The following is a 23,283-nucleotide window of genomic DNA, read 5'->3' on the forward strand; positions in this document are numbered from 1 at the left end:
TGACGACGGCGTGTCGCGCCGTGCCACGCCGTGCCACGCCGTTCTGAGCGCCGAAGTCCCCGGACCCAGCACAGGTAGACCCGCCGTACCCCGGCCGGTCAGCCGCTGCCGGCCCTGCGCGCCCGGTACGCCTTCACATGGGTGCGATTCGCGCAGTTCCCCGTGTCGCAGAAGCGTTTGGACCGGTTCCGGCTGAGGTCGAGCACCACGCCGTCGCAGTCGGGTGCGGCGCAGGCACCGAGGCGGTCGAGTTCATGCCCTCGGACCACGTCCGCGAGGGCCATCGCCGCCTCCGTGGCCATGCGGTCGGCCAGTGGCGCCTCCGGGGTGGTGGCGTGGAGATGCCAGTCCCACTCGTCATGGCGCACCAGCTGCGGGAGCGCACTGGTGCGCCGCAGGATCGCATTCACCTGCTCGACGACGTCGTCCTCCCCCGCGAACCACAGCACCTCCAGTTCCTTCCGGAGGGCACGCACGGCCTGCAGCTCGGACTCCGCCCGAGTCCGCGAGCCGGTGAACCGCTGCTCCTCGAGGAACGCGTCCAGCCCCTCCATGGTGTCGAGCACGTCCACGTCGTCGCGTGCGGTGTTGATCAGCGCTGCGGCCGTGGCGAGGGCAACCTGGGTGTCATAGGTGAACGACATCTTGACTCCTGACATTGCCAACCCCTAGTGTCACGACCATAACGAGCTTCACTGCTGACAGCAAAGCCGTGCGGCCGATCTCGACACCACCCGAAGGGAAGCGACGTGACGCAGCATCCTGCCGCCGGCCTCTGGATAGCACTCGTCTCGGCGGCGACCTTCGGCGTCTCCGGGCCGTTCGCCAAATCACTGATCGAGATCGGCTGGAGCCCCGGCGCCGCCGTCGGCGTGCGGATCGGGGGTGCCGCCGCCGTCCTCCTCGTCCCGGCCCTCCTCGCGCTGCGGGGCCGCTGGTCGATCCTGCGCCGGCACTCGCTGACCATCACCATCTACGGCATGACGGCGATCGCCCTGTGCCAGCTGTTCTACTTCAATGCCGTGGCGCGCATGTCGATCGGCGTCTCCCTGCTGCTGGAGTATCTCGCCCCCGTGCTGATCGTCGGTTTCCTCTGGGTGCGGTCACGGAAACCGCCGACGATCCCCACGATCCTCGGGTCCGTGACGGCGATCCTCGGACTGCTCCTGGTCCTCGATCTGACCGGTGACACCCGGCTGGATCCCGTGGGGGTCCTCTTCGGGCTGGCCGCGGCGGTCTGCCTCATGGTGTTCTTCCTGATGTCCGCGCGGATCGACGACACCCTTCCTCCACTCGTCATGGCCGGCGGGGGAATGGTGGTGGCCGCGCTGACCATCGGGCTCCTGGGGCTCACGAACCTCATGCCCATCCGCGTGGTCCTCGCCGACGTGACCCTGGCCGGGGCCACGTACAGCTGGCTCGCCCCGGTGGCGGTCCTGGTGCTCGTCGCCACGGTGGCGGCCTACGTGACGGGCATCCTGGCGGCGCAGCGGCTCGGCTCGAAGGTGGCGAGCTTCGTGGCGCTGACCGAGGTGATGTTCGCGGTCCTCGCCGCATGGCTCGTCCTCGGCGAGCTGCCGGGCCTGATGCAACTGTTCGGCGGAGTGCTGATCGTTGCCGGTGTGGTGTGGGTGCGGATGGACGAGCTCCGCACCACCGCCGGCGACACCGTGGCGCCGGAGGCCTTCGACCAGCCCAATCCGGTGGAGCCGGTCCCACGTCCCTGATCCGCGTCGGGCGCTGCCCACGCCCGGGTCTGCGTCCATGTCGGGCGCTGCCCGCGTCAGCGGCTGGTGGCGGCGCGCTGTGTAGCGGTGAAGGCGAAGTTCACCGTGCTCGTGAGGCCCTGGAACGTGTTGTCGGCGGCGACCGGGAGCGTCGCCGTGAAGCGCAGGTGGTCGGTCCTGCCCGGGGTGATGGATGCGAGGCCGGAGAAGGCCGCGTTGGAGCCGATGATCGCGCGGCTCGGCAGGACACTCGCGATGGTCCCGGCGCAGGTGTAGGTGTAGGCGGGGGCGATGCCTCCCTCGGTCCAGGGCACACTGCAGGAGTCGACGGCGAGCTGGAGGCCGTTGACGGCGTCGGTGGTGAGCTTCGACGGCGAACCGACCGGGATGGTGCTCAGGGTCACGCCGCCGAAGGCCTGGTTGCCGGTGTTCGAGATGGTCGCCACGCGCTGCAGCGTGTCCCCCGGTACGAGGGAACTGCCGGAGAGATTGAAGCGATTCGCTGCTGTTCCCGGCGTGCCGAGCTGGATGGCGACCCTGCCGGCGCTGACCGTCTCGCTGGCGGAGGTGGTGGAGGTGAAGGAGCCGTAGGTGCCGAGGCCAGCAACGGATGCGGCGACGCCGAGCAGCGCGACGGAGGCGAGGACCTTGCCGGTGGTGGATCGCAGGATGCGGGACGGGCGTGCCACGGTGTACTCCAGGGGCGATGCCGGATGCCGGCAGGGAACATCTCGGCCACGGGTGGTGGTCCTGCCGGGTACCACTGTGCCCGGCCCACCCGGGGCCGGAGCCGGTCCTGCGCCGAAGGAAGTCCGAAGAAAGAGCGAAGACCGGTCGTGGGGCCTCCGGACGCGGTGAGCCCCCTGCCGGAGGAGGCAGGGGGCTCACGGATGAGCGCGATTCAGACGACCGCGGCCTTGTCCCTGGCCGGCCGGTTGGAGACGTTGATGAGCACGGCGTTCCTGCTCAGCGGTACTCCGACGGCGGTCTCGAAGTCGGGGACGACGCTCGAGTGGATCTGTTCGATGACGGCACGCACATCGGCCCGGGGGTCGATGCCGACATCGAGGGTGAGATCGGGCTGCGAGGCGCTGCCCCGCAGCAGCGCGGACGCTGCCTGGACGCCGTCCAGCTGCTCGACGTCCGCCTCGACGGCGTCGGAGAGGACATCCGGCTCGCAGGACGTCATCCCGTCCGCATTGTCCCCGGAATTGAGGCGGAACGTCCCCGCCTGGTGCAGCTTCGGAAGCTGCGCCAGCAGCCACGCGAGGGCCAGCAGACCGACGACGACGGCGACGACACTCAGGATCACGGCGGCCACGGGTGGCGCGAAGATGCTCTGGGCATTCTCCGGAAGCGCCGTCTCGCCCGGTCCGGCGGGCTCGAAGCCCGTCCCGGTCGCCGAGGCGATCCCGGCAGCGGCTCCGGAGGCCAGCAGGATCCCCACCACACCGAGGAGCAGGGCCAGGATGCCGATGATCGTCAGCCATCCCCGGTTGAGCTTGCCTGCGGTTTCTCTCATCGGTGGTTCCTTCCGTTGTCCGGGGCCGACGACGGCCCGACCGGTAGCGCGCGCCTCATCCGGTACTCCTGACCCGTACGACGACGCGGGGTGCGGGGTCGACGCCGATCTCGTCGAACTTCCGCTCGAGCGATTCGGTCAAGGTCCTGGAGAGCTCGTTGGTGGTGCGCAGCGGGGTCCGTACGGTCGCCGTGACCTTGCGTGCGGTGGAGCTGACCGACGTCGACTCCACGCCGTCCGCGTGATCCAGGTGCCAGGACGCGAGTCTCGAGAGGCCGCGACGGCTGATCACCGTCTCGACCGACCGGGCGTCGGCGCCGGAGGGACCCGCGAGCTGGATGGCGGTGTGCTTGCCGGGCAGGATGGCTGCCAGGAGCAGGATCAGCCCGATGAGGGCGAGGACCACCGAGGCACCCCAGACAGCCGGACTGTTCCACGTGAGCCCTGCCAGTGAATCCCCGATCGAGGACATGAAGCCGGGCCAGGATCCCGTCACCAAGCGGCTGATGCCCAGCCAGGCGAGGGCGACCGCGAGCGCAAGGAGGACCAGCGCGGTGATCGTGGCGGGAACCGAGCGGCTGGACCGGCGGCGCAAGCGTTGCGAGCGGGAATTCTTGCTCATTCGAGCTCCCTCCGATCGGTGGAGGCCGACCGACCGACCAGCGAGGTGATGTCGATGTCGACGTGCCTGACGTCGACGCCGGTACGGGAGCTCACGCCGGAGCGGATGCGCTCGCGAAGATCGTCCGTCGTCGTCCGCAGCGGTGTCGGGTACCGCACGCCGGCGCTGACCTCGATCGAGGCCATCTGCCCGTGCAGACGGACCTTGACCTTCGGGCGGGAATCCTCGTCGTGATGCCCCCCGATACCGAGGAAGCCTCCCGTGGCGCCGAGGATGTGCGGGGTCTCCATGGCGATCTGCCCCGCGATCTTCTCGATGGCCTTCTCGGAGATGGTCAGCGTGCCGCGGTCACCGGTGTCGACTGCATCCGGTGAGGCCGTCATCGGCGGGTACTTGAACGTCCGGTCAGGGCGCCCAGATCGAGTTTGCCGTCGATGACGCGGGCGATCAGGAGTCCGAGAGCGCCGAAGACGGCCACGATGAGGAATTCCTCGAAGCCCCCGAAAGCGGCCGCCCATCCCAGGACGAGACCGGCCAGGAGGCCCATAGCTGTTGTACTCATAGTCAGTATCTTTCAGTGAGAGAACGATGGCGGATGCGCCGCGGGTGCACCCGGTGATGCAGGCAGCCGATCCGGGCGGAACCGGGTGGGCGGGACCGTCGTCGTCCTCCCTCCGGAGCGGGGGAGGACGACGACGCGGGTGTTACTGGAGTTCCTGGCGATCCGACTTGTCGTCGTCCTTCTGGTCGTCCTCGGGGAGGTGCACATCGGTGACGTTGATGTTCACTTCGAGGACCTCGAGGCCGGTGGACTCCTCGACGGTCTCGATGACGTTGCGGCGGATCATCTTGCTGACGTCGACGATGGAGGCGCCGTGCTCCACGACGATGCTCAGGTCGATGGCGGCCTGGCGCTCGCCCTTCTCGACGCTGACGCCGCCGCTGACGTTGGTCTGTGAGCCCGGGATGCGCTCGGAGAGGCTGCTGAAGGCCCGACGGCTCGCGCTGCCCATGGCGTAGACGCCGGGGATCTCACGGGTGGCGATGCCTGCGAGCTTCTGCACGACGGTCTCGTTGATCGTGGTGTTGCCCTGCTCGGTCTGCAGCGGGCCGACGTTGCGGCTCTTCTCCACGTCCTTGGACTGCTGCTCCGACTGACGCTTCTGCTCCTCGCCGGTCGCCGGGACTGCTGCCGAGTGGGAGGCGGGGTTCTGGTTGTTTGCCATGGGGTACTGACTCCTTCGAACGATGGTGGTGCGTACACAGGTAAAGACGCCGTGCCGCGGGATTCCTCACGCCTGAAGTCGAAACTTCTTCGTGTCGGATCCGCGTCACCTATCCGGTGTCACATATGGATAGGAAGCATGCTGAGCATATGCTGGTCCGGAACGAACCGCCAACGACCGTCGTCCGCGTGACGACGAGGCGGCGATGACGCAGGATCGCGGAAAGGGGTCCCCATGATCCGGACGGGATCGCCCTCCCGGGCATCACCCGCCTCCCTGACCTCTGTTCCGCTGGCAGATCTGGACGAGTCGACGGTCGTGGCGAGGGCCCAGGACGGCGATCCGAAGGCCTTCGAACGGCTGATCACCGTCCATCAGGGTGGCGTGTACCGGCTCTGCTTCCGGATGCTGGACGACCGGGGGCATGCCGAGGACATCGTGCAGGAGACCTTCATCGCAGCCTGGCGGGGACTGCCGCATCTCGCGACGACCCAGGCCTTCGTACCCTGGCTCTACCGCACCGCCACCAACAAGTGCCTGGACCAGCTGCGGCAGCGCAAGCGCCGTCCGGTCGATCCCACCGCCGAGCTCGACGGGCCCTCGACGGGGGCCTGGGACGCCCCCTCGTCCGCGGAGGACCCGAGGACGTCGCCACTCCTGTCCTCCCGCGGAGCGGTATCACTCTCCAACGGTGTGTCCCCCGACCCGGCCGAGCAGGTCGAGACGCGGGAGCAGATGCGCGCCCTGGCCAGATTGCTGCAGACCGTCCCGCCGGGCCCCAGGGCGTGCTGGCTGCTGCGTGAGGTGCACGGATTCTCCTATCATGAGATCGCAGCCATCGTGCAGCTTCCCGAAAGCACCGTTCGAGGCCGGATCGCGCGGGCGAAGCGGGTCCTCGCAGAAGGGATGTCACCGTGGCGCTGAACGATGATCGCTTCCAGGAGGAGCGACCGCGCCTGGGCTGCGGCCGGGAACTCGACGACCTGTGGGCCTCGATCGACCACCCGCCGACGCCGCACGAGCAGTCATGCCCGGACTGCCGGCATGCGCGGGCGGCCCTGCACCACCTCGCGTCGGTCACCCAGGCCATGCGCGAGGCGGACCCGCAGGATCCGGGGCTCGAACCCGGTGACAGGGTCCGGAACGCCATCATGATGGTGGCCCGTGCGGAGGTGCGTCGGGGACGTCGGGCGCCGCTGCGCACCACGGAGCTCGGCACGATCGACATCAGCGAGCAGGCCCTGACCGCGCTGATCCGTTTTGCCGCCGACACCCTTCCGGGTGTGCGTGCCCGCCGCTGCACCATCGGCACCTCGGACGAGGGACGCCGCAGGCCGGTGGCCGGGGAGGCCGTCGACGTCGGCGACATCCGCATCACCCTGAGGGTGGCGGTCGCGTCGAGCGTCGGCATCCCGGCCGCCATGGTGGCCCTGAGAGAGAGGGTGGGGACGGTCGTGCAGGCGCAGACCTCCATCACCATGGCGCAGATCGATGTGGTCGTGGAGGATCTTTACGATGTCTGACGAACCCGCAGAAGCCACCGTCGTCGATCTCGCGTCGGTGACCCGTACCCTCCGCACGGCGCTGCTGGAGCAGCCGGGCATCCTCCGGCTGGAACCGACGGTGCACAGTACTCTCACCCGGTTGCGGGCGTCGGCCGTGGATTCCGTCCAGCGCCGTCTCAGGTCCGAGGACGACGGACCCCAGCACGCCTCCAGCGACGGCCTCGCCCTCTCCCTCGCGGACGGGCTCCTGACCGTGCAGATCGACATCGCCACCGACATCGGGCACTCGGCCCTCACCCTTGCGGAGACGGCCCAGACCCTGGCGGCACGCACCATCGAACGCAGCGGTTTCACGGTCGGCTCCGTGGCCGTCACCATCCTGTCGATCGAGGGCGGCTCGGCACCCGCGGAGCGGCCGGCCCCGGAGAAGCGGCCGCGCGTCAGCGGTTGAAGTGGGTGGTGGTCGCCTGTGACTGGCCGACCGAGGCCAGGATGCTCGCGGCGACGTCGCGCAGTTTGATGTTGCGGGCGGACGACGCGCGGCGGAGGATCGCGATGGCCTCGTCCTGCCCGCACCGATTCTGGGCCATGATGGCACCGACGGCCATGTCGATCGTGGTTCTCGACGACAGCGCTGCTTCCAGATTCCTGGCGTCCTCGGTGAGCCGTCCGATCTTGACCGCCAGGCGCAGACTGCTCGAGGCGTTCCGGGCGATGCCCTCGGCGGCGGCGACGCCCTCGGCGTCGAAGGCGTTCGGCTCCGTCGAGTAGAAGTCGAGGCCGGCACTCGCGCCCTCGTCGAGCTGCACGGGGATCCCCAGAGCGGAGCGGACGCCGAAGGACGCGATGGCCGCGCGGTACTCGGGGAAGCGGGTCTCCGTCAGGAAGTCGCGGATGTGCACGGTGTAGCCCTCCCGTGCTGCCCGCAGGCAGGGCCCGTCATCGAAGTTGTACTGGATCTCGTCCACCTGGCGCGCCCGCTCACCGCTGCTCGCGACGGTGATCATCGACCGCGGGCGGAGCAGGGTGACGCCGCAGAACACTTCCCCGTAGGTTCCCGAGAAGACGGTCGCCGCCACATCGGCCAGTCCGGTCAGGAACTCCTGGACGTCGCCGCTGTCGAGCACCACGTCCTGCAGCATCGCCGTGACCGGGTCCTCGAGGGACTCCTGGGCGAGTTCGTGTTCGTCGGGCATCGTGGGCAACTCCTTCGGATGACGGCACTACACCGGATGGTAGGGGACCGGACGCGCACCGGGACACCCCAGAGCATACGGTGCGTGCACGGGCGGCGTGTGCCGGACCCCTGTCACCTCCCGAAGCCGCGCAGTCTCAGGGAATTGGCGACGACGAGCACCGAGCTCGCGGCCATCGCGCCTCCGGCGAGCATCGGGTTCAGCAGACCGAGGGCGGCGACCGGGATGCCGACGGCGTTGTAGAAGAACGCCCAGAACAGATTGCCCTTGATCGTGGAGAGCGTGCGCCTCGAGAGTTCGATGGCCTGGGCCACCTGCTCCAGGCTGTTGCCCATCACCGTGAGATCGGCCGCCTCGATGGCCACATCGGTCCCCGAGCCCATCGCGATGCCGAGATCGGCCTGCGCCAGGGCTGCGGCGTCGTTGACCCCGTCCCCGGCCATCGCGACCGTGGCGCCCGACGCCTGGAGTGCGCGGACCACGTCCACCTTGCCCTCCGGCGTGATGCCCGCGTGGACGTCAGCGGCATCGATACCCACGGACGCCGCGACCTGGAGGGCCACCGCCCGGTTGTCCCCCGTGAGCAGGATCGGGCGCAGTCCGAGGGTGCGCAGGCGCCCGATCGCAGCGCTCGAGCTCTCCTTGACGGTGTCGGACAGGGTGATGAAGCCCGCCACCGCGTCGTCGACCGCCACCCAGACCGCCGTGGTCCCGGCGTCCTCGGCAGCGCCGAACGCCGCCTCCTGCTCGGGGGAGGGGCTGATCCCGTTGCGGCGGAGCCAGCTGGTCCGCCCCGCGGTGACGGTGAGGGCGTCCACAGTGCCCCGTACGCCTCCGCCTGGTGCGCTCGAGAAGTCCATGGCCTGGGCGAGTTGGCCTGCTCCGGCCGCGTGATCGGCGATGGCCCGGGCGATCGGGTGCTCGCTCGCCGCCTCGACGGCTCCCGCGAGGCGGAGGAGCTCCTGGGCGGTCCGGTGCCCGAGGGCGACGACGTCGTGGACCGCCATGGTCCCGGTGGTGACTGTCCCGGTCTTGTCCAGCACGATGGTGTCCACGGTCCGGGTGTCCTCGAGGACCTGGGGCCCACGGATGAGGATCCCGAGCTGTGCACCACGGCCCGTACCGGTCAGCAGCGCCGTCGGCGTCGCCAGTCCGAGCGCGCACGGGCAGGCGATCACGAGCACCGTCACGGACGCCGTGAAGGCCGCATCGAGGTCGCCGGTGAGGACGAGCCAGAGGACGAAGGTGACGACGGCGATCACGAGCACCACCGGCACGAAGACCGCGCTGATGCGGTCCGCGAGCCGGGCTATCCGGGCCTTGCCGCTCTGGGCCTGGCTGACGAGGCGGCCCATGTGGGAGAGCACGGTGTCGGAGCCCACGCGCGTGGCCCGCACCACGAGCCGGCCGGAGGTGTTGATGGTGGCGCCGGTGACGGCGCTGTCGCGGCCCACCTCGACCGGCACGCTCTCACCGGTGAGGAGGGCCGTGTCCACGGCGCTGTGGCCCTCGACCACCACGCCGTCGGTGGCGATCTTCTCGCCCGGGCGAACCACGAACTCGTCGCCCGGGATCAGGGTGTCGGCGGGCAGCGTGACCTCCACGCGGTCGCCGTCGACCATGCGGAGCACGTGGGCCTCCTTCGCGCCGAGGCTCAGCAGGGATGTCAGGGCGTCCCCGGCCCGCTGCTTCGCTGAGGCCTCCAGGAAACGGCCCAGGAGCAGGAAGGTGACCACCACGGCGGCCACCTCGAAGTAGAGGGAGTGCTCGCTCATGCCCATGCCCGTGTGCTGCGTCATCGCCGGGTCGGCGACGAGCTGCCAGGTGGAGAAGAGGAAGGCGGCCGTGACGCCGATCGAGACGAGCGTGTCCATGGTGGAGGACAGGTGGCGTGCGTTGACAGCCGCGGCGCGGTGGAACGGCCAGGCCGACCACGTCACCACCGGGAGGGTCAGCGCGAGGACCACCCAGCCCCAGTGGGCGAACTGCAGTCCGGGCACCATGGAGATCAGCAGCACCGGCAGGGACAGGACGGCCGCGAGGACCAGGCGTGCTCCGAGGCGCGAGGGGGCCTGCTCGACGGCGCTCCCGTCGGTCCGGTCCGGGTCCACGACCCGCGCGCCGTAGCCGGTGGCCTCGACGGTGTCGATCAGCTGCTGGTCGGTGACGGACGCCGGAACCCGGACCACGGCGCTCTCCAGCGGCAGATTGACGCTCGCCTCGACGCCGTCGAGCTTGCCGAGCTTGCGTTCCACGCGGCCCACGCAGGAGGCGCACGTCATCCCCTGGATGGAGAGTTCGACGACGCGCTGGTCCTGGCCCGCGTGCTGCGCGGGGAGCTGCCGTGTGGCCATGTCAGGATCCGGCAGGGACCACGGTGTAGCCGGCCTCGGTGACGGCGTCGTCGATCGAGGCGGGATCGAGCTGGCCCTCGGAGGAGATGGTGGCGGTGGACGTGCCACCGTTGACGAGGTCGACGTCGACCGATCCGACACCGGGGAGCTCCGAGAGCTCGCTCCTGACGGCGCTGACGCAGTGGCCGCAGGTCATGCCGGTGATGTTGATCGTGGTGGTGGTCATGCTGTTCTCCTCGGTGGTGGGTGGGGTCGGCCTTGATGACGGATCAGCGCAGGAGCCGGCCGATGGCGGCCGTTGCCTCCGCGACCTTCTCCTGGACCACATCCGTGGTGCCCGAGACCTGCGACTCCTGCGCGGCCCCGACCACGCAGTGGGCGATATGTTCCTCCAGCAGCCCCATGGAGACCGCGTGGAGGGCCTTGTTGACGGCTGCGACCTGGGTCAGGATGTCGATGCAGTACTTGTCCTCCTCGACCATGCGGGCTATCCCACGGACCTGTCCCTCCACCCGGCGGAGCCGCTTGAGATAGGCGTCCTTGTCCGCGGTGTAGCCGTGGACGACGGCGGTCCCGGCGTTCCCGGTCATGAGCTAGCTCCCTGCTGGTCGTTCAAGATACCCTCAGGGGGTATAACGACCAAGGCTATCCCCCTATTCCCTCCGAGGGAACCCCCAGCTGGATGTCGTACGTTCACGATGTCGTACGTTCGTACGGGAACGTCGCCGACCCAAGGACCTTCATGACCCTCTCGTTCACCGGCTGGCAGAAGCGGATCCTGCTGGTCCTGGCAGGCCTCGCCGTCGTCGCGCTCTTCGCGCTCGCCTTCACCGCCGGTCGCGTGAGTGCCTCGCCGTCGTACCCGGACGGCAGCAGCGCCGATGCCGGTTTCGCACGCGACATGCAGGTGCACCACCACCAGGCGGTGGAGATGTCGCTGATCGTGCGCGACGAGGTCGACGACGAGACCCTGAGGGCCGTGGCCTACGACATCGTCACCACGCAGCAGCAGCAGGCCGGACAGATGTACGCGTGGCTCGAGGAGTGGGGGCTGTCCCAGAGCAGTTCCCAGCCGCGCATGGAGTGGATGACCGAGGCCTCCGGCGACCACGCCGGGATGGAGATGGGCTCCGGCGACGGATCCATGCTCCTGCCCAACGGGCTCATGCCCGGCATGGCCACCGACGAGCAGCTCGACGAGCTCAGGAGCGCCACCGGCGACGACGCGGCGCGGCAGTTCCTGGAGCTCATGATCGTCCACCACGAGGCCGGCGTGGACATGGCCGCAGCGGGGGCCGAACTCGCCGCCACGGACCAGGTCCGCGAGCTAGCCCGGAAGATCGAGGCCGGGCAGCAGGCCGAAATCACCCTCATGCAGGGCATGCTCGATGACCTGTGAACCGCTGCAGCCGCTGCGGCTCCACCGCACGACCTGTCCCGTACTCCCGGGCGCCACCGGTACATTGGTCACCGGCGCCACACCATCCCTGCCGCGGCACCGCCCGCAGCCACCCCAGCACCGGAGGACATCCCGTTGAACAAGAAGCGGTCACAGGAGAACCAGGACCGTCAGGCGCGCCTGGCGGCGATCCAGTCGAAGCAGCGGGCCGGTGAGCGCAAGCGCGCCGCCCTGATCTTCGGCGGGATCGGTGCCGTGATCCTGGTGATCATCATCGCGGTGACCCTGGTGATCGTGCAGCAGGTGCGCGTGAACGAGAGCCGGGAGGCCGAGGCCGCGCAGCCGATCGACGGCGTGCGGACCTTCGACGACGTGACGTTCGAGCACGTGGACGGTCCGGTGGACTACGAGCAGTCCCCTCCGGTCGGCGGTGACCACGATCCCATCTGGACCAACTGCGGCGTCTATACCGAGGAGGTCCCGAACGAGAACTCCGTCCACTCCATGGAGCACGGTGCGGTCTGGATCACCTACCAGCCGGATCTCGACCAGGCGGAGATCGACAAGCTGACCGAGCTCGTCGGCTCGCGGTCCTACGTGCTGCTCAGCCCGTACGAGGGGCTCGAGACCCCGATCGCCGCCAGCGCCTGGGGTCTGCAGCTGACCGTCGACTCCGCCGACGACCCGCGCCTGACGACCTTCCTGGACAAGTACGTGCAGGGCGAGCAGACCCGCGAGCCGGGTGCAGCCTGCTCCGGCGGCATCACGCCCCCGGGCCTGGTGGGTTCCTGACCCATGAGCGACCTCCGGCCGCAGACGCAGTCTCCCGGGACCCGCGGAGCAGCGGACACCGCCACTCCGGCGGTGGTGGTCGATGTGGAGATCCTGGAGCGCAACATCGCGGTCATGGCAGCTTCCGCCCGTCGGCGCGGGCTGCGACTGCGTCCCCATGCCAAGACCCACAAGATCCCCGAGATCGCCCGACTGCAGCTGGCGGCCGGCGCCGTGGGACTCACGGTCGCGACGATCGGAGAGGCCGAGGTCTTCGCGGCCGCTGGCGTCGATGACCTCTTCATCGCCTATCCGCTCTGGGTCGAGGAGCGCGCGGCCCGCCGCCTCCTCGCCGTCGCGGATCGGGCCCGTCTCCGTGTCGGGGTCGACTCCGCGCGGGGTGCCGAGCAGCTGGCCCGTGCCCTCGGCGACGACGTCGGGCGGATCGCCGTCCGCGTCGAACTGGACAGTGGACACCACCGCAGCGGGGTGCAGCCCCGGGACGCGCGTGCCGTCGCGGAGGCGGCCCGTTCGGCAGGTCTGGTCGTCACGGGCGTGTTCACCTTCCCCGGCCACAGCTACGGTCCGGGCATGGCGGACGCCGCCGTCGCGGACGAGCAGGCGGCGCTGGCCGCGGGAGTGGCAGCCCTCGAAGCCGCGGGCTTCGGCGACGTCGAGGCCAGCGGAGGGTCGACGCCGTCCGCGGCGCTCTCCTCAGGCGCCACCCTGACGGAGCTGCGTCCGGGCGTCTACGTCTTCGGCGACGCGCAGCAGTGGGAGCTCGGCCACTGCCGACCGGAGGACATCGCACTGACGGTCGAATCCACGGTGGTGAGCCACCGACGCGACCCGGGGTCGCCCGCGCGGCTGATCCTCGACGCCGGCAGCAAGGTCCTCGGGAGCGATCGCGCCGCGTGGGCCACCGGGTACGGCAGGCTCCTCGATCATCCGGCCGCCCGGATCACGGCGCTCTCCGAGCACCACGCCACCGTGGAGTGGCCCTCGGACGCATCCCTGCCGCCCCTGGGCACGCGGCTACGCGTGGTGCCGAACCACGTCTGCCTCACCCCCAATCTCGTGGACGAGGTGCAGGTGGTTCGCGTCGGTGTCCACCAGGGCAGCTGGGCGGTCGCAGCCCGCGGCAGGAACAGCTAGGACCGCGTCGGGTAGCACCGGGGTCCGCTACTGCCGGACTAATGCCCGACTGCTGCCGGACTAATGCCCGACAGCTGCCGGACTACGGCTCGACGGCGGCACCGATCGGCTCGAGGACGACGCCGGGATGGTCCTTCGTGAAGTGGCCGATCTTCCACTTGTCGCCGAAGACCGCGACGGCCTCGCCGTCAGAGCGGAAGAGGATCTCCCCGCCGCGGAAGGTCTCGGGCACACCCTGGCTCTCCGCACCCACGCGCATCGCGAGAGTGTAGGAGAGGTTGTCCAGGGACGTGGGGGCGTTGAACTCCGTGCCGAGCCGCTCCGCGGCGACCTCGAACTGCAGGGCGCCGACGGCCGCCAGCACGGGCGCCTGGTCACCACGCAGATCGGAGCGCAATACCTGCACCACGCCCTCGTGCTCGAGCTGGTCGATGCCCCGCCGGAACTGCTTGTAGCGTCCGGGGTCCTTGGCGCGGGCCACGGCGAAGAGTTCGGGGGAGAAGCGTGGGATATCGGGGAACTGGACGGGCTCCTCGGAGAACAGGCTGTCGCCCACCCGCAGGCTCGTCGCATTGACGAGGCCGACGACGTCGCCGGGCCAGGCGGTGTCCACCACCTCGCGGCTGCGGCCGAGCACGCGGTGCGCGTACTTCGTGGCGAAGGGCTTGCCGGTGCGCTGGTTGGTGATGACCATGCCGCGCTCGAAGGTCCCGGAGCAGATGCGCAGATAGGCGATGTGGTCGCGGTGGGAGCTGTCCTGGCCGGCCTGCACCTTGAACACGAAGCCCGACATCGGCGCCTCGATGGCCCGGGGCCCGGCATCCTTCGACGGGCGCGGGGACGGGGACGGTGCCACGTCCACGAGGATGTCGAGCAGCTGGGACACGCCGAAGTTCTTGGCGGCCGCGGCGAAGAGCACGGGCGTCTGCCGGGCGGCTTCGAACTCCTCGCGGTCGAACGAGCCGTTCGAGGATTCGACGAGGCCTGATTCCTCACGCGCCTCGAGCCAGGCACCCGCCTCGTGCGGAGCGAGGGCGTCGATGTCGACATCGGTCTCCTCGGCGGCCTGTGCCCCTGCACCGACGGCCGCGAGGGCGATGGCGCGCTCGGCCCGCAGGTCGATCAGTCCCTGGAACTCCCCGGCGATCCCGACGGGCCAGGTGAGGGGGACCGGCGTCATCCCGGTGCGCTCGCCGACGTCGTCGATCAGGCCGAGGGCGTCGAGGCCGGGTCTGTCCCACTTGTTGATGACGGTGATGATGGGGATGTTCCGGGCCTTGCAGACGGCGAGCAGCTTGACCGTCTGCGGCTCGAAGCCCTTGGCCGCGTCGATCAGCATGACGGCGGAGTCCACGGCGGCGAGCACGCGGTAGGTGTCCTCCGAGAAGTCGGCGTGACCGGGGGTGTCGACGACATTGAGGATGGTGTCGCGGTAGGTGAGCTGCAGGGCTGCCGAACTGATCGAGATACCGCGGTCCTGCTCGATACCCATCCAGTCCGAGACCGTGGCGTGGCGACTCGACTTACCGTGTGTCACTCCCGCGTCCTGGATGGCGCGGGCGAGGAGCGCGAGCGCCTCCGTCAGGGTCGATTTGCCTGCGTCGGGGTGGGAGATCACGGCGAACGTCCGACGGCGTCCGGCCTCGCGTCGGACGGCGTCGGTGTCGAGAACAGGGGAATCGGTCAGCAGGGCCACGCCTCCATTGTCCCTGATCCGGGCGGGCGGATCAGTCTCAGCCCGGCGCACCCCCGTTCTTCATGCCGGTGTCCGCTTCCTGGCCCGTATAGATGAGCGATTCGGCGACGCTCACGAGTCTGCGATTCGTACGGCAACTCTCACTCTGCAGCCGGGCGAAAGCGGCGTCGGCGCTGATCTTGTGGCGTTCCATGAGGATGCCCTTGGCCTGCCCGATGAGGTCGCGGCTCGCGACGGCCCGATGAAGCTGGAGGATGGTTCTGCCCTGCTGGTCGAGCAGTGCACGGATCGCTGTCAGTTCATCACCGCCGTGAAGGGGAACCCGTGGAGCTCTACTCCCGCTTGCCGCGGCTTCGGCTCTGTCGAGGAGCACCAGGACGCTCACATGCTCGTCGTCGCCCCCCGGGCCGAGGATCTCTCCGACGTCCGGTGTCGACACGGGGCCGACGGGGCAGTTCCGGGAGGTTCGATCAGGCAGCCGAGGGTCGCCGACCTGCGACGTGACTGCCTCCGGTGTGAGGTCCTCCAGACGCTTGATCCCGAGAATCTCCAGCGCGCGATAGAGGTGGCCCTGGATCGCCCTCAGTGGGAGTGACAATTCGTCGGCCATCTCCCGGCAGCTGCGGCCGGTCGATGCCATGGCGATGATCACCGCCTGACGATCGTCCAGGGTCTGCGCCTCGCGGGCGTGGTGCGTACCCGGAGGCGGCACGCGCCGGGGGCGCGCGGTTGTGGCGTCTGTGGTCTGCATCATCGGACTCCTGAGGGGGGCGGTCGCGATCACGGCGGAGATCGTGGATGCCAGGGTCCGGGGCAGCAATCACCACAGTGCTGTACCAGCGCGGATACGTCAAGGTATCGGCGCCCGTCCGTCAGGGAGGGCCCGGAGGCCGATCGGCCGAGCGTCACTGCCGGGAACTTCAGCTCCTCCTCCGGTCTGCGGCTAAGCTCGGTTCCACGCAGTGGCTACTGCACTACGCGGCGATACACAAGAAGTCCGGGGTCGGAGAGGAAGGCATGCTGGTTCGGTCGTTCTCACCTGGTGCACCAGCTGCGGGGGTGAGCAGGTGAGCGAGCCGGAGCCACCCGATCTGGACGCCCTGTGCTCGATCCTGTGTGCCTCGTTCATCGAGGCACTTCCCGTGTCGGGGGTCGCACTCTCCGCGTTCAGCGGTTCGGATCGGGAAACGACCCTGTGTGCCAGCGATGCGCTGGCGGCCCGCCTGGACGAGCTGCAGTTCGATCTGGGAGAAGGCCCACGCTGGGAAGCGGCGAGCACACGATCGCCGGTGCTCCTGCCGTACGCGCGCTCCATGACCCACGACAGATGGCCGGTCTTCGGGATGGCGCTCTCCGGCACCGATGTCCAAGCCCTGTTCGTCTTCCCCCTGCTGGTCGGCGCCATGGACATCGGGGTCGTGGAACTGTACAGCACCACGCCCGGCGAACTGACTGAATCGGACCGGGCCACCGCGCGATCTCTTGCGGACCGGGCGGCCTGGAGGCTGCTGCGCCAGATTCTCGTGCCGGAGTCCGGAGATGACCCGCAGGCAGGTCTGGCTCCGTCGCGCAGGGAGATCCATCAGGCTACGGGAATGGTCCTCGCGCAGACCGGGGGTACGGCCGCGGAGGCGCTCCTGCTGCTACGCGCTCACGCGTTCGCGAACGGACGGAGCGTGCGGGAGACCTCCGAGGACGTCCTCGGGCGGCGCCTGGATTTCACGCCACCCACTACGTGAGAGGTCACCGGTCGCCAAAGGAAGTCGCTTAAGGAACAGGGACGGTGACCCTACACTCGGTGTATGGAAAGCATCACCCGTGCCAGCCGCGTCAGCGCCGCCTTCGTGAAGATCGCGGACACGCTGGTCGATGAATACGATTCGCTGGATCTGGTGCAGACGCTCGTCGAACAGAGTGTCGAGCTGCTCGATGCCGCCGCTGCGGGACTGATGATCGCCGATCCGAACGGGGTCCTGCAGGTTCTGGCGTCCACCAGCGAGGAGGTCCGCCTGGTCGAGGTGCTGCAGCAGGAGACCGGCATCGGGCCGTGCATCGACTGCTACAGCACGGGCGCGCCAGTGACGGTCCGCGACATCGACGGAACCCGGGATCGCTGGCCCGCGTTCCGGGATGCGGCGGTAGCCCAGGGTTTCCGCTCCGTGCACGCCTTCCCGTTGCGGGTCCGCGGCAGGAGTATCGGAGCGATGAACCTGTTCCGGGTCGGGACCGGCGAGCTGAACGCCGAGGACATCGCCATCGGGCAGGCGCTGGCCGATGTGTCCACGATCAGCATCCTGCAGGAGCGCACCATCCGCGAGTCCGCCGTCGTCAACGAGCAGCTGCAACGCGCCCTCGACAGCAGGATCCTCATCGAGCAGGCGAAGGGCATGCTCGCCTACACGGCGGACATTGACACCGCTGAAGCATTCCAGCGCCTGCGCGCCCACGCCCGGTCGCACAATGCCACTCTCCGCGACACGGCTCGGGCCGTGCTGGATCGATCCCTGAGCCTCTGACCCCGCCTCCGCGCCGCAGCGACGGGAGTACCGTCGCGGGGCGCCCCGGGCTCCGTTATCGGCGGTAGCGCTGGGTCAGCGGGCAGTCGAAGGGATCCCGTGCAGCGAGCCCCACCCGGTTCAGATGGGTGATGACCGCGGAGTAGGACTGCAGCACGCCCACCTCCGTGTAGGGGATGCCGAGACGCGCGCAGTGCTCGCGGACGATGACGGCGGCCCGGCGCAGATGGGGGCGCGGCATGTCCGGGAAGAGGTGGTGCTCGATCTGGAAGTTCAGCCCTCCGAAGGCATTGTTCACGAACGACCCTCCCCGGATGTTGCGGGCGGTGACCACCTGCCGGCGGAGGAAGTCGGCGGTGCTGCCGGCGGGGAGGATCGGCATCCCCTTGTGGTTGGGGGCGAACGAGGCGCCCATGTACGTGCCGAAGATCGCCAGCTGGACCCCGAGGAACGCCGCCGCCAGACCGGCCGGCAGGAACCAGAACAGCACACCCAGGTACAGCCCGAAGCGCGAGCCGATGAGGGCCAGCTCCACCCAGCGGCCCGGCACCGATCCACGGTGGAGCAGAGTCCTGAGCGACTGCACATGGAGATTGATGCCCTCGAGGCTCAGCAGCGGGAAGAAGAAGTGCCCCTGCCGCCGGGTGAACCAGGCGTGGACGCCGGTGCGGGGGGCGGCGTCCTCCTCCCTGAAGGACAGTGTGCCCATCGCGATGTCGGGATCCTTGCCCACCGTATTGGGGTCGTTGTGGTGTCGGGTGTGCTTGTCCATCCACCAGGCGTAGCTGATGCCGGCCACCCCGGCGGCGAGGAATCGTCCCGCCCGGTCGTTGGTGCGGCGGGAGGCGAAGATCTGACGGTGGGAGGCCTCGTGGCCGAGGAAGGCGAACTGGGTGAGGATGATGCCCAGGATCCCGGCGACGACGAGCTGGAACCAGGAGTCCCCGAGCAGCACGAACCCCGTCGACGCCGCAGCCAGGCCCAGACCGAGGACGAGGACCACTCCGGCGTAGAAGCGTCGGCGCCGCACCAGGAGGCCCTCTGCCCGTACCTGCTTCAGCAGGACGGAGTAGGAGGCGATCACCCGGTTCGTCCGCTCCACCACGACCTTACGCGGACGCGTTGGCGCAGCGGACGGGGGATTCGATCCGGCGACGGCGGGACCAGCCGCAGGTCCGGCGCCGGAGTCCGGCAAGGCCAGCAATATGGTGCTGCTGACTTCGGTACTGCTGATTTCCGTAGCGCCGACAACGGTGCTGCTGATATCTGTGGTCATGGTCCGTCCCCTGATCCGGCATTCGATCGGACGCTGGTCGTCGATCGTGGCACTGACAGGGTCTGGGGCAGCACTCTGAGCATAGAGCCGGTCGGCACCCGATGGAAGCACGATTTCCTACGTCGGACCCGACTGCCCCCGGTCAGGAACCACCGGCCTCCGTCTCGCTCCTGATGAGTTCCTCACCGGTGTCCAGATGGGGTGCTGCCGCGGGCTCGAGCATCTGCTCCCGGGCGTACTGCAGGGCGACCATCACCACGGCGACGATCGGCGTCGCCAGGAAGGCCCCCACGATGCCGAACAGGGTGCCTCCCGCCGTCACGCCCGTGAGGACCACGGCCGGATGGATCTTGAGCGACTTGCCCACCAGGATCGGTTGCAGGACATTGCTCTCGAGCTGCTGGACGAGCAGGACGATCCCGAGGACGATCAGGGCGTCGACCCAGCCCTCGGCCAGGAGCGCGACCAGGGTGGCGAGGAGGCCGGTGGCGACTGCTCCGATGACGGGGAGGAAACCGCCGAAGAAGACGAGGATCGCGAGCGGCAGGGCCAGCGGAACATCGAGGATCCACAGCCCGAGTCCGATGAAGACGGCGTCCACGAGCGCGACGGCAGCCTGCGAGAGGACGTAGGCGGAGAGTGTCTTCCAGCCTCTCGAGAAGACCTCGCCGGCATGCACGAAGACCGTACCGGTGGTCCACCGCAGCAGCCAGCCGGCCAGCCGGTCGCCGTCCTTGAGACTGAAGAAGGTGAGGACCAGCGCCAGCAGGATCGTGACGGTGACGGAGCCCAGGGTGCCGACGCCGGCCGTCACACGTGACAGGATCAGCGCCACGTTCCCCTGGATCCAGGTGAGCGCCGACGTCAGCAGTTCGTCCACGTCCACGTTGGGGATGGTGAACGGCAGCGACTCCGCGAACTCCCCGATGTTCCGGATGTTCTCCACGGCCTTGGTGGAGAGCTCCCGCACGCCGTCGACGGAAAGTATCACCGTGAGCCATCCCACCCCGACGACGACGGCGAGGAACCCGACGATCGTGATGGTCGCGGCCAGTGCCTGAGGGAGGATCCGGCGCAGGAGGGCGTTGACGGGCCAGAGGACCGAGGACAGGAGGAGGGCCAGGATCACCGGGAGGACCACGACCCAGAGCGCGGACAGGAGATAGTACAGCCCGATGAGCGCGACGGCGATGACGAGGATCCGGCCCACGATGGCCGTGGTCGTGGTGAGGGCCGCGAGCGGCGCTCCGCGGCGGATGCGCTGCATCATCGCGCCCGCCGTCGTGGCGCCCGACGTCCTCCTGCCGCCGTTGCCGGCGTCGTCGTTGTCGTCATTGTTGTTGCGTCGGTCGCTGCCGCTGATTCCACCCTCGCCCGTACTGCTGCGCTCGTCCTGCTGATCGGTCATGCTCGTCCTTCGATCGGGATCATCCGTGGCGGAACCGTCCCGCTGCAGGGGCCACCGGGATCAACAGTAGTGTCAGCTGCTCCTGCAACCGGTGTCCTGCCGGTCCGTCATGCGGACCGTGCCGGGGCCACCTGCTCGGTCTTCGCGCTTCCGCGCAGGCTCCACGCCGCCAGGACGGATGCGCCGACCATGAGGAGGGCGGCGATACCCGAGGTGATGGTCACCCCGCTGTCGAACGCGTGGAATGCCGACTCGCGCAGGAGGGAGGCGCCGGCGGGCGACAGTTGCGACGCGACCTCGACGGCGCCGCCGAGGGTCTCGGTGGAGGATCCCACCTGGGCATCGGTGAGTCCGCCGGGAAGCACGAGATTCCGCTGGTAGGTCGCGAGCAGGATGCTGCCGAGCACCGCGGTGCCGAGGACGGAGCCCACCTCGTAGGCGGTCTCCGAGATGGCCGACGCCGCTCCGGCCTTCGCGGCCGGCACGGTGGAGAGGATGAGGTCGTTCGAGATCGTCTCGGACGCCCCGACGCCGAGCCCCAGGACCACGAAGGCGAGCATCAGCAGGCCGGCCGAGCCGCCGTCGTCGAGCAGTGCGATCATCGCGTAGGCGACCGCCGAGAAGAGCAGCGAGACCGAGACCACGGCGTGCGGGGGCAGGTGCCGTACCACCGGCACGACGGCGAGACCCGCCACGATGGTCACCAGGAGCCCGGGAAGCAGGACGAGCCCGGCGTCGAGGGGACTGAGCCCGAGCACGAGCTGCAGGTGCTGCGAGACGAAGAAGAGGAATCCGACGAGTGAGAAGAGCGCCAGCAGATTGACCAGGACGGCGCCGGAGAAGGCCCGCACGGTGAACAGGCGCACATCCAGCATCGGGTCGGGACGGTGGAGCTGGCGTGTGACGAAGGCGACGCCCGACGCGAGGCCGATGAAGGCCGCCGTCGCCGAGACGAGCAGGGGGCCCTCGGTGGCGAGATTCTTGATGCCGTACACGATCGGGAGCATGGTCGCGATCGAGAGCACGATACTCACGACATCGATACGACCGGGAGCCGGGTCCTTCGACTCGGGCACCAGGATCGGCGTCAGGACGAGCATGAGCACCAGCACCGGGACGGCCAGAAGGAAGACCGAGCCCCACCAGAAGTTCTCGAGCAGCACCCCTCCGAGGAGGGGTCCCAGGGCGGCTCCGGACGAGAAACCGGCGGCCCAGACGGCGATGGCGATGCGTCGCTGGTTGCGGTCGGCGAAGATGTTGCGGATCAGCGACAGGGTCGAGGGCATGAGCATGGCACCGAAGACGCCCAGACCCACCCGCGACGCCAGGAGGAATGCCGCCGTAGGGGCGAACGCTGCCGCGACCGAGAAGAGGGCGAATCCGGCCGCGCCGATCATGAGCAGGCGACGACGGCCGAAGCGGTCCCCGAGGCTCCCCATGACCACCAGGAATCCGGCGAGGACCAGGGGATAGCTGTCCACGATCCACAGCAGCATGGTGCCGCTCGTCTCGAAGTAGCGCGAGATCTCCGGCAGCGCGAAGCTCAGCACCGTGTTGTCGACCGAGACCAGGAGCACGGGAAGCATCAGGACCGCGAGGGCGAACCATTCGCGCCGACCGGCGAGGGGAGCAGGTGCAGTATCCGGAGTCACCCCGGGCACAGCGGTGGCGGGGACATTCATGGTGGTCATCCCACAAAGGTAAACCGTCCAGCCGGTACAGTACAACAAAAGTGACGGGTATCATCGGGGCGTGTCCAGTTCCCGCGAACGCATCCTCGACAGCTTCGAGAGCGCCCTGATCCGTGCGGGTGAGCGGGCGGCGACGATGGACGCCGTCGCCGCTGCGGCCGACGTGTCCAAGGGCGGACTCCTCTACCACTTCCCGTCCAAGGAGGCACTCGTGGACGGCCTGGCCGAGCGCCTCCGCTCGCTGGCGGAGGTGGACCGCGAGGCCATGCGGTCGGACCCCGAGGGGGCGGCCCGCTACTACGTGCGGACCTCGATCTTCGAAGACAGCGCCCTCGACCGCTCGCTGGTCTCCATGGCGCGGTTGGCCCAGCAGGGGCACCCCACGGCGAAGGCCTCCCTGGCGGAGATCCAGGACCGGTGGCTCGATGCCCTGGAGTCCCAACTCGGCAACCGCACCACGGCGCTCGCCGTCAAGCTCCTCGGCGACGGCCTGTACTACGACGCAGCCTTCTTCGCCTCCGCCGGGTCCGGCCGTACGAGCGCCGGCGAGATCGCGGCGCTGCTCGACGTCGTCGACCTGATCGTCCACGCCGGTCCCTGATCCCGCGCGTGGTCGGGGCTGCCGATCACGGACACATGGTGCGTCGGCTGGTTAGGGTGAGCCTGTACCAGGTGGCAGCCGAAGCATCCGGAAGGAAACAGTGTTCAAGGGATTCAGGGATTTCATCATGCGGGGCAACGTCATCGAGCTGGCGATCGCCGTGGTGATCGGCGGCGCGTTCACGGCCCTCGTCGGCGCGTTCACCGAGAACATCGTCAATCCGGTGATCGCATCCGCCGGTGGTGTCGACGCCGCCGGGGTCGGCTTCCCCATCAGGCCGGGCAACGAGGCCACCTTCGTGGACTTCGGGGCCGTCCTGACGGCGGTCATCACCTTCCTCATCACGGCTGCCGTGGTGTACTTCGTCTTCGTGCTCCCCATGAACCGGGCCAAGGAGCGGCTCCGGGCCCTGACCTCGGCCGGGGACTCCGAGGAGGAACCCACACCCGTGGACACCGCCCTGCTCACCGAGATGCGTGATCTGCTCAAGGACCTGGCGGCGCGGGACACCCGATAGGACCTGAGGCCCTCAGGTTCCTGCCCGGTGCTGCCGGTGCCCCGGCGCTGTCGGTCATGGCCGCTAGGGTGACAACCGAGCATCGTCCCGCCAGGAAGGCA

Annotated in this window: 27 protein-coding genes; 11 read left to right on the top strand and 16 right to left on the bottom strand. The window is 69.1% G+C overall.

Annotated elements, in window-relative coordinates; all coding sequences use genetic code 11:
• Nucleotides 1-98: 98 nt before the first annotated feature.
• Nucleotides 99-644 carry a CGNR zinc finger domain-containing protein gene (locus Q0747_RS04775; protein ID WP_298252103.1) on the bottom strand — a complete coding sequence of 182 codons (546 nt, stop codon included), beginning with the start codon at nucleotides 642-644 and terminating at the stop codon, nucleotides 99-101.
• 105 nt (nucleotides 645-749) lie between these two features.
• Here Q0747_RS04775 and Q0747_RS04780 point away from each other — a divergent pair, with 105 nt between their 5' ends.
• Nucleotides 750-1,727, top strand: coding sequence for a DMT family transporter (locus Q0747_RS04780; RefSeq protein WP_298252105.1), 978 nt, complete (start codon nucleotides 750-752; stop codon nucleotides 1,725-1,727).
• Between the two features lie 56 nt (nucleotides 1,728-1,783).
• Here Q0747_RS04780 and Q0747_RS04785 read toward each other — a convergent pair whose 3' ends face one another.
• From Q0747_RS04785 to Q0747_RS04810, 6 genes are all read right to left on the bottom strand, one after another.
• Nucleotides 1,784-2,416 (bottom strand): hypothetical protein, encoded by a 633-nt coding sequence (locus tag Q0747_RS04785; protein WP_298252107.1) that lies wholly within the window; start codon nucleotides 2,414-2,416, stop codon nucleotides 1,784-1,786.
• Nucleotides 2,417-2,628: 212 nt separating this feature from the next.
• Complete coding sequence (locus Q0747_RS04790; RefSeq protein ID WP_298252109.1) at nucleotides 2,629-3,249, bottom strand: hypothetical protein; 621 nt, start codon at nucleotides 3,247-3,249, stop codon at nucleotides 2,629-2,631.
• A 55-nt stretch (nucleotides 3,250-3,304) separates the two neighbouring features.
• A complete protein-coding gene (locus tag Q0747_RS04795) occupies nucleotides 3,305-3,871 on the bottom strand; it encodes a DUF6286 domain-containing protein (protein WP_298252111.1) in 567 nt (188 codons plus the stop codon).
• Nucleotides 3,868-4,254: an Asp23/Gls24 family envelope stress response protein gene (locus Q0747_RS04800; protein ID WP_298252113.1), complete on the bottom strand. Its 387-nt coding sequence runs from the start codon at nucleotides 4,252-4,254 to the stop codon at nucleotides 3,868-3,870. The genes Q0747_RS04795 and Q0747_RS04800 overlap by 4 nt, the downstream gene beginning before the upstream one ends.
• Nucleotides 4,251-4,433: a hypothetical protein gene (locus Q0747_RS04805; protein WP_298252115.1), complete on the bottom strand. Its 183-nt coding sequence runs from the start codon at nucleotides 4,431-4,433 to the stop codon at nucleotides 4,251-4,253. Before Q0747_RS04805 ends, Q0747_RS04800 begins: the two co-directional genes overlap by 4 nt.
• A 142-nt stretch (nucleotides 4,434-4,575) precedes the next feature.
• Entirely contained in the window at nucleotides 4,576-5,097 is a 522-nt protein-coding gene (locus Q0747_RS04810) for an Asp23/Gls24 family envelope stress response protein (RefSeq protein ID WP_298252117.1), read from the bottom strand.
• A 234-nt stretch (nucleotides 5,098-5,331) separates the two neighbouring features.
• Here Q0747_RS04810 and Q0747_RS04815 point away from each other — a divergent pair, with 234 nt between their 5' ends.
• The 3 genes from Q0747_RS04815 to Q0747_RS04825 are packed head-to-tail and all read left to right on the top strand — an operon-like array spanning nucleotide 5,332 to nucleotide 7,053.
• Complete coding sequence (locus Q0747_RS04815) at nucleotides 5,332-6,021, top strand: RNA polymerase sigma factor (RefSeq protein WP_298252119.1); 690 nt, start codon at nucleotides 5,332-5,334, stop codon at nucleotides 6,019-6,021.
• Nucleotides 6,012-6,620, top strand: coding sequence for an Asp23/Gls24 family envelope stress response protein (locus Q0747_RS04820; protein WP_298252121.1), 609 nt, complete (start codon nucleotides 6,012-6,014; stop codon nucleotides 6,618-6,620). The genes Q0747_RS04815 and Q0747_RS04820 overlap by 10 nt, the downstream gene beginning before the upstream one ends.
• Entirely contained in the window at nucleotides 6,613-7,053 is a 441-nt protein-coding gene (locus tag Q0747_RS04825) for a hypothetical protein (RefSeq protein ID WP_298252123.1), read from the top strand. Before Q0747_RS04820 ends, Q0747_RS04825 begins: the two co-directional genes overlap by 8 nt.
• On the opposite strand, the gene Q0747_RS04830 is transcribed toward Q0747_RS04825, so the two are convergent.
• The 4 genes from Q0747_RS04830 to Q0747_RS04845 form a co-directional block, all read right to left on the bottom strand.
• The gene (locus Q0747_RS04830; protein WP_298252126.1) at nucleotides 7,043-7,798 is read right to left on the bottom strand and encodes a GAF and ANTAR domain-containing protein; all 756 of its coding nucleotides are present in this window, start codon (nucleotides 7,796-7,798) and stop codon (nucleotides 7,043-7,045) included. The two genes, Q0747_RS04825 and Q0747_RS04830, sit on opposite strands and share 11 nt — an antisense overlap.
• Before the next feature lie 113 nt (nucleotides 7,799-7,911).
• Nucleotides 7,912-10,152, bottom strand: coding sequence for a cation-translocating P-type ATPase (locus tag Q0747_RS04835; protein ID WP_298252128.1), 2,241 nt, complete (start codon nucleotides 10,150-10,152; stop codon nucleotides 7,912-7,914).
• Nucleotide 10,153: 1 nt separating this feature from the next.
• Nucleotides 10,154-10,378, bottom strand: a complete 225-nt coding sequence (locus Q0747_RS04840; protein ID WP_298252130.1) for a heavy-metal-associated domain-containing protein — start codon at nucleotides 10,376-10,378, stop codon at nucleotides 10,154-10,156.
• Nucleotides 10,379-10,421: 43 nt separating this feature from the next.
• Nucleotides 10,422-10,742: a metal-sensitive transcriptional regulator gene (locus Q0747_RS04845; RefSeq protein ID WP_298252131.1), complete on the bottom strand. Its 321-nt coding sequence runs from the start codon at nucleotides 10,740-10,742 to the stop codon at nucleotides 10,422-10,424.
• A gap of 152 nt (nucleotides 10,743-10,894) precedes the next feature.
• Here Q0747_RS04845 and Q0747_RS04850 point away from each other — a divergent pair, with 152 nt between their 5' ends.
• The 3 genes from Q0747_RS04850 (at nucleotide 10,895) to Q0747_RS04860 (ending at nucleotide 13,477) form a co-directional block, all read left to right on the top strand.
• Complete coding sequence (locus Q0747_RS04850; protein WP_298252133.1) at nucleotides 10,895-11,551, top strand: DUF305 domain-containing protein; 657 nt, start codon at nucleotides 10,895-10,897, stop codon at nucleotides 11,549-11,551.
• Nucleotides 11,552-11,686: 135 nt separating this feature from the next.
• Nucleotides 11,687-12,343: a DUF3105 domain-containing protein gene (locus Q0747_RS04855; protein ID WP_298252135.1), complete on the top strand. Its 657-nt coding sequence runs from the start codon at nucleotides 11,687-11,689 to the stop codon at nucleotides 12,341-12,343.
• A 3-nt stretch (nucleotides 12,344-12,346) separates the two neighbouring features.
• Nucleotides 12,347-13,477, top strand: coding sequence for an alanine racemase (locus tag Q0747_RS04860; protein ID WP_298252137.1), 1,131 nt, complete (start codon nucleotides 12,347-12,349; stop codon nucleotides 13,475-13,477).
• A gap of 82 nt (nucleotides 13,478-13,559) precedes the next feature.
• Here Q0747_RS04860 and Q0747_RS04865 read toward each other — a convergent pair whose 3' ends face one another.
• Nucleotides 13,560-15,173 (bottom strand): peptide chain release factor 3, encoded by a 1,614-nt coding sequence (locus Q0747_RS04865; protein WP_298252139.1) that lies wholly within the window; start codon nucleotides 15,171-15,173, stop codon nucleotides 13,560-13,562.
• Between the two features lie 37 nt (nucleotides 15,174-15,210).
• Complete coding sequence (locus Q0747_RS04870; RefSeq protein ID WP_298252141.1) at nucleotides 15,211-15,927, bottom strand: ANTAR domain-containing protein; 717 nt, start codon at nucleotides 15,925-15,927, stop codon at nucleotides 15,211-15,213.
• 313 nt (nucleotides 15,928-16,240) lie between these two features.
• Between Q0747_RS04870 and Q0747_RS04875 the strand changes: the two genes are divergently transcribed.
• Together Q0747_RS04875 and Q0747_RS04880 are read left to right on the top strand one after the other, a co-directional pair.
• A complete protein-coding gene (locus Q0747_RS04875; RefSeq protein ID WP_298252143.1) occupies nucleotides 16,241-16,912 on the top strand; it encodes a GAF domain-containing protein in 672 nt (223 codons plus the stop codon).
• Between the two features lie 63 nt (nucleotides 16,913-16,975).
• Complete coding sequence (locus Q0747_RS04880) at nucleotides 16,976-17,689, top strand: GAF and ANTAR domain-containing protein (RefSeq protein ID WP_298252145.1); 714 nt, start codon at nucleotides 16,976-16,978, stop codon at nucleotides 17,687-17,689.
• 55 nt (nucleotides 17,690-17,744) lie between these two features.
• Here Q0747_RS04880 and Q0747_RS04885 read toward each other — a convergent pair whose 3' ends face one another.
• The 3 genes from Q0747_RS04885 to Q0747_RS04895 all read right to left on the bottom strand — a co-directional run bounded on the left by Q0747_RS04885 (nucleotide 17,745) and on the right by Q0747_RS04895 (nucleotide 22,055).
• Entirely contained in the window at nucleotides 17,745-18,791 is a 1,047-nt protein-coding gene (locus Q0747_RS04885; RefSeq protein ID WP_298252147.1) for an acyl-CoA desaturase, read from the bottom strand.
• 316 nt (nucleotides 18,792-19,107) lie between these two features.
• Complete coding sequence (locus Q0747_RS04890) at nucleotides 19,108-20,373, bottom strand: AI-2E family transporter (RefSeq protein WP_298252149.1); 1,266 nt, start codon at nucleotides 20,371-20,373, stop codon at nucleotides 19,108-19,110.
• 107 nt (nucleotides 20,374-20,480) lie between these two features.
• Complete coding sequence (locus Q0747_RS04895) at nucleotides 20,481-22,055, bottom strand: MFS transporter (RefSeq protein WP_298252295.1); 1,575 nt, start codon at nucleotides 22,053-22,055, stop codon at nucleotides 20,481-20,483.
• Between the two features lie 70 nt (nucleotides 22,056-22,125).
• On the opposite strand from Q0747_RS04895, the gene Q0747_RS04900 reads away from it, so the two are divergent.
• Together Q0747_RS04900 and mscL are read left to right on the top strand one after the other, a co-directional pair.
• Entirely contained in the window at nucleotides 22,126-22,665 is a 540-nt protein-coding gene (locus Q0747_RS04900; protein WP_298252151.1) for a TetR family transcriptional regulator, read from the top strand.
• Between the two features lie 100 nt (nucleotides 22,666-22,765).
• A complete protein-coding gene (mscL, locus tag Q0747_RS04905; RefSeq protein ID WP_298252153.1) occupies nucleotides 22,766-23,182 on the top strand; it encodes a large conductance mechanosensitive channel protein MscL in 417 nt (138 codons plus the stop codon).
• The last annotated feature ends 101 nt before the right edge of the window (nucleotides 23,183-23,283 follow it).

This window comes from uncultured Arthrobacter sp., assembly GCF_947493765.1.
Taxonomy (GTDB): domain Bacteria; phylum Actinomycetota; class Actinomycetes; order Actinomycetales; family Micrococcaceae; genus Arthrobacter_D.

Excerpts from the sequence above, each read along its gene's own strand:
- Q0747_RS04795 (WP_298252111.1), bottom strand. The coding sequence starts at position 3,871 with ATGAGCAAGAATTCCCGCTCGCAACGCTTGCGCCGCCGGTCCAGCCGC.
- Q0747_RS04810 (WP_298252117.1), bottom strand. The coding sequence starts at position 5,097 with ATGGCAAACAACCAGAACCCCGCCTCCCACTCGGCAGCAGTCCCGGCG.
- Q0747_RS04835 (WP_298252128.1), bottom strand. The coding sequence starts at position 10,152 with ATGGCCACACGGCAGCTCCCCGCGCAGCACGCGGGCCAGGACCAGCGC.
- Q0747_RS04850 (WP_298252133.1), top strand. The coding sequence starts at position 10,895 with ATGACCCTCTCGTTCACCGGCTGGCAGAAGCGGATCCTGCTGGTCCTG.
- Q0747_RS04825 (WP_298252123.1), top strand. The coding sequence starts at position 6,613 with ATGTCTGACGAACCCGCAGAAGCCACCGTCGTCGATCTCGCGTCGGTG.
- Q0747_RS04870 (WP_298252141.1), bottom strand. The coding sequence starts at position 15,927 with ATGATGCAGACCACAGACGCCACAACCGCGCGCCCCCGGCGCGTGCCG.
- Q0747_RS04815 (WP_298252119.1), top strand. The coding sequence starts at position 5,332 with ATGATCCGGACGGGATCGCCCTCCCGGGCATCACCCGCCTCCCTGACC.
- Q0747_RS04880 (WP_298252145.1), top strand. The coding sequence starts at position 16,976 with ATGGAAAGCATCACCCGTGCCAGCCGCGTCAGCGCCGCCTTCGTGAAG.
- Q0747_RS04805 (WP_298252115.1), bottom strand. The coding sequence starts at position 4,433 with ATGAGTACAACAGCTATGGGCCTCCTGGCCGGTCTCGTCCTGGGATGG.
- Q0747_RS04890 (WP_298252149.1), bottom strand. The coding sequence starts at position 20,373 with ATGACCGATCAGCAGGACGAGCGCAGCAGTACGGGCGAGGGTGGAATC.
- Q0747_RS04790 (WP_298252109.1), bottom strand. The coding sequence starts at position 3,249 with ATGAGAGAAACCGCAGGCAAGCTCAACCGGGGATGGCTGACGATCATC.
- Q0747_RS04775 (WP_298252103.1), bottom strand. The coding sequence starts at position 644 with ATGTCGTTCACCTATGACACCCAGGTTGCCCTCGCCACGGCCGCAGCG.
- Q0747_RS04860 (WP_298252137.1), top strand. The coding sequence starts at position 12,347 with ATGAGCGACCTCCGGCCGCAGACGCAGTCTCCCGGGACCCGCGGAGCA.
- Q0747_RS04845 (WP_298252131.1), bottom strand. The coding sequence starts at position 10,742 with ATGACCGGGAACGCCGGGACCGCCGTCGTCCACGGCTACACCGCGGAC.
- Q0747_RS04895 (WP_298252295.1), bottom strand. The coding sequence starts at position 22,055 with ATGAATGTCCCCGCCACCGCTGTGCCCGGGGTGACTCCGGATACTGCA.
- Q0747_RS04800 (WP_298252113.1), bottom strand. The coding sequence starts at position 4,254 with ATGACGGCCTCACCGGATGCAGTCGACACCGGTGACCGCGGCACGCTG.
- Q0747_RS04830 (WP_298252126.1), bottom strand. The coding sequence starts at position 7,798 with ATGCCCGACGAACACGAACTCGCCCAGGAGTCCCTCGAGGACCCGGTC.
- Q0747_RS04840 (WP_298252130.1), bottom strand. The coding sequence starts at position 10,378 with ATGACCACCACCACGATCAACATCACCGGCATGACCTGCGGCCACTGC.